Raw genomic sequence first — 10,111 nt, 5'->3', positions numbered from 1 at the left:
CCGCGTATATCAGAGTGATCTATCGTCGTCACCGACTCTGGCCGACCTTCTGCACAAAAACACCATGACCTAACCAAACTGAATACCAACTTGACTGGTCCAACCATATCAGTGGTTCACTCTGACCCCTGAACCGCCGGCGACCGGGAACCGTCCGCGCGGTAGAATCGGGGAATATTAGCAATCGTGTTTCGTTCCTGCCTGCGCTCTTTGGAGGAGAACATGCACGGCTCGCAGTTGAAGAAGGTAGCCATTTCGCTTGCCGCTGTCTCGGTGGTTATTGCGCTGGCGTCGTATCCCTCGGTGGCAGAACAGAAGGCTGATTCGGTGCCGAGGTGGGAATACAGAGTTGTCCGCCTAAACACGAAGTCCTTAACTCTTAAGCAGACGACCGCTGAAAAACTAGCAGTTCAGGCCGAGGGGGTAGCCGCCAATATCCCGCCCGGCGCGAAACTCGCCCCAACATATTCGACCGCACAAAGCTCAGGCTCAGATTTGCTGCCGACCCAGTTATAGTTGAATGAACTCGGCGATGAGGGATGGGAGCTCGTTCATGTAGATGGGCGCACCGCTTATTTGAAGCGACAGAAGTAAGGCCACGACCCACGACCGAACGCTGAAAGATGGGCGTTTGCGTCACCACCACCGGTTATTCATTCACATGCGTTTCCAGGAACCTTGCCAGCCGATGGAAATCGGACGCCGGCTCTACGAAACGCACCACGGTAACCAATGTCTGCGGATCGATGAGATCGCTGAATGGAACATAGTTTAAATCGAGCTGTCCACGCACAGAGACCATCACGCCGTTGAGTTTCTCCTCGATCAAGGCGCGATAGGCGCCCACGCCCAACTGGCTGCCGAGCATTACGTCGAAGGCATGAGGCCGCGCGCAGCGTGCTTCGTAGCCAAGTTGCAGACCCGTCACACGCCGTGATTTGCCGGTAACCTTCTGGAATTCCTCGGCAATTAATTTGGCGAACCGGCGGCAAAGGTTCACTTGCGAAATCGAGATGTGACCGTGCTCATCGCGCGAGATACCTTCCAGGTATTTCTGCGGCAAGTACTCAGCCAATCCTTCGGCAATTACGATCACGCCGAATTCTTTTTTCTCTTCGAACTCGCGGGCTCGCATCGTGGCGACGATGCGACGGATGACCTCTTCGACCTTCATCACCGGGCGGGTAATGGTTTCACCGGTGGTCGGATCCTGGAACGATTCCTCCTCGCGATATTTGCCGGTGATGTCTTCGACACTGACCACCAGGCTCGCTTCGCCCGCAATCGCAGATCCGTAGGCCAGCCAACCGGCACTGCGTCCCATTGTCTCGGTTAGATAATACGAACGCGACGCCTCGGCGTCGGCCAGCAGATTGCGGATCTCGCTGGCTAGCGTCTCGACGGCCGTAAAGTATCCGAACGTAAAATCGATCCCGCTGTAATCGTTGTCGATCGTTTTGGGTAAGTGGACAACCGGTATCGGGCGTGCGCCGGCCGGCAGGTGCTCTTGAAAAAGCTTGAACTTGTTGGCAGTCTTCAGCGTGTCGTCGCCGCCAATCGATACCAGCGCATCGACCTCGAGTGACACCAGCGCCTCGTACACGGTGCGCAGCTTTGCAGTTCGCGCCGGATCCGCTAAATGTTCCGGACGGGCAATGTCCTTACCGGGATTCGTCCGTGCCGTGCCAATCAGAATGCCTTGGCTATTACGCGTACGCTTAAGCAATTTGTGATCGATCATCACAAAGTCGCGTCCCTCGACCAGCGGATGGTCTGGGCCAAACTCGACCAGGTGCGAATAACCGTGCAGGACCCCGACGACTTGAATGCCATTGCGCAGGAATGACGAGGCGGCGGTAGAGATCACGGCGTTGGCGGCCGGCGCCGGGCCGCCGGCAAAAAGGATCGCCGCCTTGCGAATCGGGCTCTCGGCGTGGCGCGGACTGGAAAGCGTAGACATAACGTTCGCCTTATTCTGGGACCAAATTTGGGTGGCACGGACGATTTGCCGATCCGTGCTGCGCAGCAGCCCAAGAAGCGCCTACCGACGCCTCGACAAAGGATCGTCGAGGCTACCCCCAATTGTAAAGGACACCCTGCTCTTGGGGTGTCACCTGGCGCCGCGAATACTGCCATTGCGAATATTCGACAACTAACCTGGCCAGGTTCTTTCGATGAATTTTGTATCCACGGTGCCGTCAGCAAAGGCTGCATGCCGCAAAATCTCCAACTGGCGCGGCACGGTGGTCTTGATCCCTTCTACGCGCAGCTCCCCGAGCGCGGTCTGCATGGCGCTAATGGCCTCGGTGCGCGTGGGGCGATGGACCAGCAGCTTGCCGATCATCGAATCATAATACGGTGAAACGACGTAACCTGAGTAGGCATGCGAATCAAATCGCACGCCGGGACCACCGGGAACCATCAGTTTCTCGATGCGGCCAGGCGACGGTTGAAAGTTGTTATGCGGATCTTCGGCGTTAATACGGCATTCCAGCGCCACACCGGTCGTACGGACGTCCTCTTGGCGGAACGGCAGCGGTTCGCCGGCGGCAACCATAAGCTGGGTCTGAATCAGGTCGATGCCGGTCACCATCTCGGTCACGGGATGTTCGACCTGGATGCGCGCGTTGACCTCGATGAAATAGAAATTACCCTCCCGATCGACGATGAATTCCACGGTGCCGGCATTGGTATAGTTGGCTGTTTTAACCAGCGAAACCGCGGCCTGGCACAAAGCGTTGCGCACGCGCGGATCCAGGTGTGCGGCCGGGCTCTCCTCGATCACCTTTTGGTGCCGGCGCTGCATCGTGCAGTCGCGTTCCCATAGGTGGACGACATTGCCGTGATGATCGGCGATGATCTGCACTTCCACGTGGCGAGGAAACTCGATGTATTTCTCCAAGTAAATAGCCGCGTTACCGAAGGCAGCCTGAGCCTCGGCCTGGGCCTGTTGAATCGCGCTCTTCAGCACCAGATCGTTCGACGCGACACGCATGCCGCGCCCGCCTCCACCGGCCGAGGCCTTGATCAGCACCGGAAAGCCGATTTGGTGGGCCACCTTGATCGCGTCCTGCTCGTTTTCGATCAGCCCCTCGCTCCCGGGCACACAAGGGACTCCCGCGGCCCGGGCTAGTTTGCGGGCTTCGTTCTTGTCGCCCAATCGACGCATGGCCTCGAAGCCTGGGCCGATGAAGTCGATGTTGCAACTGCGACAGACTTCGTTGAAGTGCGCGTTCTCTGACAGAAAGCCATAGCCGGGATGAATCGCCTGGACATTGCCGATTTCGGCGGCGCTAATCACGCGGTCGATCTTCAGATAGCTTTCGCTGGCTTTGGCGGGCCCGACGCAATAGGCCTCGTTCGCGAGCTCAAGATACTGCGCGCCGCGATCAGCCTCGCTATAAATCGCGACCGTCTCGACGCCCAATTCGCGGCAGGCACGAATCACGCGCAGCGCAATTTCACCGCGATTGGCAACCAGGATGCGTTTGAACATGGACCGTGTTACCCGTGGGGCATAACCAGCGGGCGTCACTGGCGGGGATCGACTTTGAACAAGGGTTGGCCAAATTCCACCGGTGCGCCCGACTCGACCAGTACGGCCACGACCTGTCCTGCCGTCTCGGCGGGGATTTCATTGAAGACCTTCATGGCCTCAATGATGCACACGGTCGTCTCGCGGCCGACGCGGTCGCCAACTTTGACAAAGGCGGGCGAATCAGGGCTGGGGGAACCATAGTAGGTGCCGACCATCGGACTCTTAATCAGTACTAAATGCTCATCAGAAGCAGCCGCAGGGGCGGCAGCCAGCCCGGGACGAGCGCCGGCCGCTGGCGGCGCGGCCGTGGGCCGGACCTCGACGGGGGCACTGGCCAACTCCACTTGCTTGCGGAGTCGAATACGCATCGGCCCTTGACGCAGATCGATCTCGCCGAGCTCATGCTCGTTCATCAAGACGACCAACTGGCGTAGCTTCTTCAGATCGAATACATCGCCAGAGTTGGGCGCTGGATTTGACATTCCCTATCTCCACAATCGACGCGTGTGTTCTTATTGCCGCGGCGCGGCAGCAAGTTCGCTAGCCGCTTTACGGAATCCTTAACGGACGCAACAGAGTTTTTGTTGAATTCGCTCCAGCCTGGCAAGGGGCGGATCAGCGAATCCCTTAATTTACCGCTGGTTCAATTGACAACGGCCTCTTCGAGCCGTTTCGGTACGTTGGTTAGCACTTCGTAGCCCGTCTTGGTTATCAGAATGTCGTCTTCGATCCGCACGCCACCCCAGCCGGGTAGGTAAATGCCGGGTTCGACAGTAACGACCATTCCTGGCTTAAGAACCTGGTCGGCGGCTGCGGCCAGCCGCGGGGCCTCGTGAATATCGAGCCCCAAACCGTGTCCTAAACCGTGCCCAAAATGGCGGCCAAAACCGGCATCGGCAATCAATCCCCGTGCTACGGCGTCGACGTCGCGACCGGTTAGCCCTGGCTTGATTGCGGCGATTGCCAGCTCCTGTGCTTTTAGCACAACGTTATACACCCGTTCGAGTTTGGGCGAAATCTTACCGGTGACCAGTACCCTCGTCAAGTCGCTCTTGTAGTGTCGCGCCGTGGCTCCCCAGTCGACCAATACGAAGTCGCCGTCGCCTATTTTTTGATCCGTGGGCTGAGCGTGGGGCAGGGCGGCACGAGGGCCCACCGCAATGATTGGTGGAAAGCTGCAACCCCGCGCGCCGAGCAGCCGTAGTTGGTACTCCAGATCGGCCGCGACCTCCTTTTCGGTACGCTCTGGCCGTAGTGTGGCCCGCAAGATAGCAAAGCCCTTCTCTGCGTAGCGCGCTGCCAGGCAAATCTCGTCGATCTCGTGCTTGTCCTTGATAACGCGCAGTTGCTCGACCAGGGCTGCAGCCGGTATCAATTTGGTTTTGGTGAGTTTGGCCTCGATCTGTCCGAAGAGTCCTACGCCCATTGCGTCGGACTCGATCGCCAGCTTTGTCACCTTCGTGGTGCGGACCGCCTCGGCCACGCTGTCGAGCATGCCTTTACCCGGCGGCCTGATATCAACGGTAATGTCCGGGCATTCTTCTTCGATTTGGGTGGTGTAGCGAGGGTCGCTGATGAGGACCGTTTCTTTTCCGCCGACCAGCAGGTAGCTATCGTCGCCGGTGAAACCTGTCAGATACGTAACGTTGGTGAAATTAGTAACCAACAGCGCATCGGCTCCCGCCGCGCGCACGAGCTTACGAAGGTGGCCTCGACGCGTCTCGAACCGACTCATGGTAACTCCTACACCCGGGCCAAGCGTTCTCGCGAGATGGCGGCAATTCCCCGGGAGATTTTCAAAGAATTTGTTGCTATGTGCTATCACTTGCACGGCAAGTTGACAACCTCAGTTAAAGGGTTCGCCAACTTCCTGGTCACGCGGTCCAATTGCTTCCAGCGCAGGGTGTGAACCCATCAACGTCGAGCGATGAACTACTACCGCCGTGGTTTGGCTCTAAAGTGCCACTTGTTCGGAAACATGGACCAGTTTCTGTACATTATCGGAACGCGTGTGACTCGCTGGGCTACTTGCTAAGGGCTAGTCGTGACCGGAGAGTTTTGTCGTCGATGGCTCTCGTACAGTCCGCGCACGATGCTGCCAAGAGTCCGAATCGCGCGCTCCCAAGTGCAGCATGATCAACGATGGAAACCTGCTGAAAGTTGCTGCGGCGAATGGATTGATGGTCTGGAGCGAAGTTTGAATCAGCTGACCGGCGAAGGAGAGTAAAGCCATGGCCAAGGGTCGCCGCCGCTGGTTTACGTACGGATCGCGGTCGCTGCTGGCGATGGTTGCGGTTCTGGCAATGTGCCTTGCTTGGTGGATCAGGCCGGCACGCGAGCAAGAAGCCATTATCGCGAAATTGCGCGCGTACGACGGCCGCGCAACCGTCGTGTATGACGACGAGTATGCGGGGGTGTCGACAGCCTCTTTCCCGTATGTAATGGGGCCGATCGATTTTCGTCCCCGCGCGTGGATGCCCACATTCCTTCAGTCGCGGCTGGGTAAGGATTATCTCTATGTTGTCTTGTCAGTTGGCTCGCCGCGCTTCTCGCATTCGGCGAAGAGCAAGGAGGTTTTGCGATACCTTGCCAAGCTGCCGCGCCTTAATCATTTGACGTTCAACGCCGATGTTGACGATGCTGATGTAGCATTCCTTATCCCCTTGCGGCATCTGGACAAGCTTGAACTGGGAAGCTGCCCGCTGCTAACTGACGAAGGGCTGGCACAGATTACCAAGATAAGCACATTGCGGCACCTGGGTCTCCGCAATGGAGCATTTACGGACCACGGCCTGGTCCATTTGCAGAAATTAACGGAGCTGACGTCCCTGGTATTGGGCGAGGCGTTCTACCCCGACGGCGCCGTGAACATCTCGGACATAGGTCTCAGGCACCTGTCCTGTCTGACAAAGCTCGAATCATTGGAACTCAGCTCGACGAAGCTAACCGGTGCTGGTCTGTCGGATCTGGCGTCTTTGACCCGATTAACTGCATTACGCCTGAAGTGTCCGTTGCTCTCGGATCGAGAGCTGCCAAGGATTGTGTCGATGAAATCATTACAATCTCTGGTGCTCGAGCAATCTCAGATCGCGGGCCCCGGCCTCGCTTCCCTGGCTGGTTTGTCGAAGTTGTCGCTTTTGTCGCTGCACGGTTACAACATCACCGATGAGGCGATTCCATTTCTGGCGCCGTTGCCGATGGCAGCGGACTTCGAGTTCATCCATACCCGCGTGTCCAAAGCCTGCATCAAGCAGCTTCAGTCGGCCCGAGCGAGAAGCGCGGTGATCTGGAATCCGCCGTTTGAACCGCAAGCGACGGACCTTCGCCCCGCACAAGGCAGGGGGTAGAGCGTGCTTGCGGAATCTGCACGACGTGGTCCTGAGTCGCACTTTTGTACGGCCGAAGCGCAGCTTAGTGTTGCCACCGCACGACTCGCGTCTCTTGATGCTCTGCGTTACGATGGATGTCATGGAGCCTTCAGAACTCACGATTTTGGCAAATGAGCTGCTGCGCGGCGGAATGTCGGTGTCGGATTTTGTCCAGCGGCTATCGCAAGGCACAATCGCTGACATTGGCGAGGCGCAGTTGGATCTCGATCGGCATCGCCGCTGTGGATTTCCTGAGGTGGTATATGGCGCCGGCAAATCGCCGGAAGCGCTCGAACGGATCTTTCATCGTTTGCGCGACGAAGGGATCGACGTCCTGTCCACCCGTATTCCGGCCGAGTACGCCAAGCGTCTAGGAACGACCTTCCCTAGCGGTCGCTATAATTCGCTGGGGCGCACCTTTCGCATTCCGCTCGATGTGCCGACTGTCGACGGCGAATCGAGCGGTGCCAATGTCCGCGGTCGCGTGGCAATTGTCACGGCCGGCACCAGCGACCTGCCAGTGGCCGAAGAGGCGCGGGAAACGGCCGAGTGGATGGGGGTTGAAGTTCGCTTCGTGCAAGATGTGGGTGTAGCCGGCCCGCATCGCTTGCCCGCCCGACTGCCGCAAATTCTGGGCTCGGATGCCGTGGTGGTGATCGCGGGCATGGAAGGAGCGTTACCAAGCGTTGTAGGTGGACACGTCGATTGCCCTGTGATCGGTGTGCCTACGAGTGTCGGCTATGGAGCAAATTTGGGGGGGCTGGCGTCGCTGTTGAGTATGCTCAATAGCTGTGCTGCCAATGTGACGGTGGTAAACATTGATGCAGGTTTCAAAGGAGCCTACGTCGCTGGCCTGATCGCCCGCAACGCAGCACGACGTCGCCAACAATGACGGAAACGTCGCTGCGTGTGACGGTTTTGCCTCGACGCGCGACCAACGTGACAATGGTAAGGTGGCAAGTAAATGACCGACACCGACGGCCCGTTGCCACGTCTCGCCAAGCGCCCCGCTGAAAGCAACAAAGGGAGCTTCGGCCGCGCGCTGCTTGTCGGCGGCTCGCGCGGTATGGCCGGGGCGGCCGGCTTGGCCGGATTGGCGGCGCTTCGCAGCGGCGCAGGGCTGGTGCGGTTAGCTGTCGCGGATTGTTGTCTCGACACGATCGCATCGTTCGAGCCGTCGTTCATGACGGCTCCGATGCCGTGTGACGCCGAGGGACGCATCGCCGGTGCTGCCCGAGAGAACCTTACTGCACTCGCCAAGAACGCTACCGCCGTCGGCTGCGGGCCGGGGCTGTCACGATCCAGTGAACTTGATGAACTGGTGGCCTGGCTCTTTACCACGCTGACTCAACCGGCTGTCTTCGATGCTGATGCGCTAAACTCGCTAGCTGCACAGCCGACTATTTTGCGACGTGCCGCAGGGCCTCGTGTGCTCACGCCCCATCCGGGCGAGTTCGCACGCCTGATTCAGTCACAAACGATCGGGACCCGCGACGAGCAACTGCTCGAGGCCATTGGACTGGCGAAGAAATGCGGCGTGGTGATTGTGCTCAAAGGGCACCGTACGCTTGTGACTGACGGTCGGCAGAAAGCGCACAACACGACGGGAAATCCCGGCATGGCCACCGGCGGCACGGGTGACGTGCTGACCGGCATCATCACGGCGTTATTGTGCCAAGGTCTCAAGCCGTTCGACGCGGCGCGTCTGGGCGTCCATGTCCACGGGCTGGCCGGTGACCTGGCGGCCACCGAGTTGGGAGAGGTGTCGCTGATCGCCAGCGATCTGATTAATTTGCTACCGCGCGCGTTCAAAACGGTTTCGGACTGACCACCTGTTACCCAGCCGCGATCAACTCCAGGCAAATCTCGCGGACGCGGGCGGGGTTTACGTTGGGGTTGGCCTTTTTGGCCTGCCCGACAAATGCGCCTGCGGCCTGCATCTTGCCAGCCTTGACGTCGGCCACCAGCTTCGGATTGGCAGCCACTAGTTGCCGGCACAACTCGACAAGCGCAGATTCGTCGACTCGTTCGATGCCGAGCTCTTTCATCGCCTCATCGGCCGATTTTCCCGTGGCGACCATAGTGCTCAGCACTTCGCGGCCACGGGTGGTATCGACCTCGCCGGCTTTGACCTTCTTCAGCAGGTCAGCCAATCCCCAGGCGCGGACAGGGAACGATTCGATGTCGGTTCCTGTTTCTTTAAGCAGTCGCAAGACGTCTTGCTGTATCCAATTGCTAGCCAGTTTGCCGTCGCCGCAGGTATCTGCCAGATCGACGAAATAGGTCACCAATTGGTGTCCCTGGTTGACGATCACGTCGCTATCGTATGCGCTAATACCGTAGGTCGCTTCCAGCCGGCGGCGAAGCTGGGCCGGCAATTCGCCAAGTTCGGCGCGAACCCGTTGGACCTCTTCAGCCGTAACAGTGACCGGCACCAGATCGGGGTCGGGGAAGTACCGATAGTCGCTCGACTCTTCCTTGTGACGCTGGCCATGTGTGACGTTGGCGGCATCGTCCCAGCCGCGCGTTTGCTTCGGCACGTCCCCGAGTCGCTTGCCGGTCTCGCGCCACACATCGTACTGGCGTTGGGATTCGTACTCCAAAGCTCGTTCCACGGCGCGGAAACTGTTCATGTTCTTGATCTCGACGATCGGAGTCGCGATCTTCTGACTATTTTCGCCTGCCAGGTGCAGGTTTACGTTGGCGTCGACCCGCAAACTACCCTCCTGCATGTTGCAGTCCGACACGGCCAGATAGGTGAGCAGCAGCTTCAGTTCGTTCAAGTACGCTTTGGCTTCGGCAGGTGAGCGCATGTCCGGCTCGGAGACGATTTCCAATAAGGGCGTGCCGGCCCGGTTCAGATCGATGCGGCTATCAGCTTCGCCGGCCAGTTCGTCGTGTACGCTCTTGCCCGCGTCCTCTTCTAGGTGCGCGCGAGTGATACGGACCTGTTTTGTCTCAAACCGCCCCTTGGAATCACTGATCTCCAAGTGACCGGCAGAGCTGAACGGCAGGTCATACTGGCTGATCTGATATCCCTTGGGCAGGTCGGGATAGTAATATTGCTTTCGGTCCCATTTGGTAAACGGTGCGATCTGGCAGTCCAGGGCAATAGCCGTTTGCAGCGCCAATTCGAAGGCGCGGCGATTCATCACGGGCAATGCGCCTGGCATGCCAGTGCAAACTGGACAAGTCTGCGTGTTGG

9 protein-coding genes are annotated in these 10,111 nt (G+C 58.7%); 4 read left to right on the top strand and 5 right to left on the bottom strand.

The features are described 5' to 3' along the window. Positions 1–186: 186 nt before the first annotated feature. Positions 187–516: a hypothetical protein gene (locus VGG64_22175; protein HEY1602325.1), complete on the top strand. Its 330-nt coding sequence runs from the start codon at positions 187–189 to the stop codon at positions 514–516. Positions 517–649: 133 nt separating this feature from the next. On the opposite strand, the gene VGG64_22170 is transcribed toward VGG64_22175, so the two are convergent. From VGG64_22170 to VGG64_22155, 4 genes are all read right to left on the bottom strand, one after another. Further along, positions 650–1,960, bottom strand: coding sequence for a 6-phosphofructokinase (locus VGG64_22170; protein HEY1602324.1), 1,311 nt, complete (start codon positions 1,958–1,960; stop codon positions 650–652). 192 nt (positions 1,961–2,152) lie between these two features. Continuing rightward, positions 2,153–3,496, bottom strand: a complete 1,344-nt coding sequence (gene accC / locus VGG64_22165) for an acetyl-CoA carboxylase biotin carboxylase subunit (protein ID HEY1602323.1) — start codon at positions 3,494–3,496, stop codon at positions 2,153–2,155. 35 nt (positions 3,497–3,531) lie between these two features. Continuing rightward, positions 3,532–4,020, bottom strand: coding sequence for an acetyl-CoA carboxylase biotin carboxyl carrier protein (accB, locus tag VGG64_22160; protein ID HEY1602322.1), 489 nt, complete (start codon positions 4,018–4,020; stop codon positions 3,532–3,534). Between the two features lie 161 nt (positions 4,021–4,181). Next, on the bottom strand, positions 4,182–5,273 hold the full coding sequence (locus tag VGG64_22155) for a Xaa-Pro peptidase family protein (protein ID HEY1602321.1): 1,092 nt from the start codon (positions 5,271–5,273) through the stop codon (positions 4,182–4,184). Positions 5,274–5,769: 496 nt separating this feature from the next. On the opposite strand from VGG64_22155, the gene VGG64_22150 reads away from it, so the two are divergent. From VGG64_22150 to VGG64_22140, 3 genes are all read left to right on the top strand, one after another. Then, entirely contained in the window at positions 5,770–6,885 is a 1,116-nt protein-coding gene (locus tag VGG64_22150) for a hypothetical protein (protein ID HEY1602320.1), read from the top strand. A 121-nt stretch (positions 6,886–7,006) separates the two neighbouring features. Continuing rightward, positions 7,007–7,798 carry a nickel pincer cofactor biosynthesis protein LarB gene (gene larB, locus VGG64_22145; GenBank protein ID HEY1602319.1) on the top strand — a complete coding sequence of 264 codons (792 nt, stop codon included), beginning with the start codon at positions 7,007–7,009 and terminating at the stop codon, positions 7,796–7,798. A 72-nt stretch (positions 7,799–7,870) separates the two neighbouring features. Beyond that, positions 7,871–8,734: an NAD(P)H-hydrate dehydratase gene (locus VGG64_22140; protein ID HEY1602318.1), complete on the top strand. Its 864-nt coding sequence runs from the start codon at positions 7,871–7,873 to the stop codon at positions 8,732–8,734. A gap of 7 nt (positions 8,735–8,741) precedes the next feature. Here the strand turns inward: VGG64_22140 and gatB are convergent. Further along, the coding region (gene gatB, locus VGG64_22135) for an Asp-tRNA(Asn)/Glu-tRNA(Gln) amidotransferase subunit GatB (protein ID HEY1602317.1) at positions 8,742–10,111 on the bottom strand (1,370 nt) is incomplete at its 5' end.

This window comes from Pirellulales bacterium (assembly GCA_036490175.1).
Taxonomy (GTDB): domain Bacteria; phylum Planctomycetota; class Planctomycetia; order Pirellulales; family JACPPG01; genus JACPPG01.
Note: the sequence above shows the minus strand (reverse complement) of the source record. Positions and strands in the feature narration are given on the sequence as shown.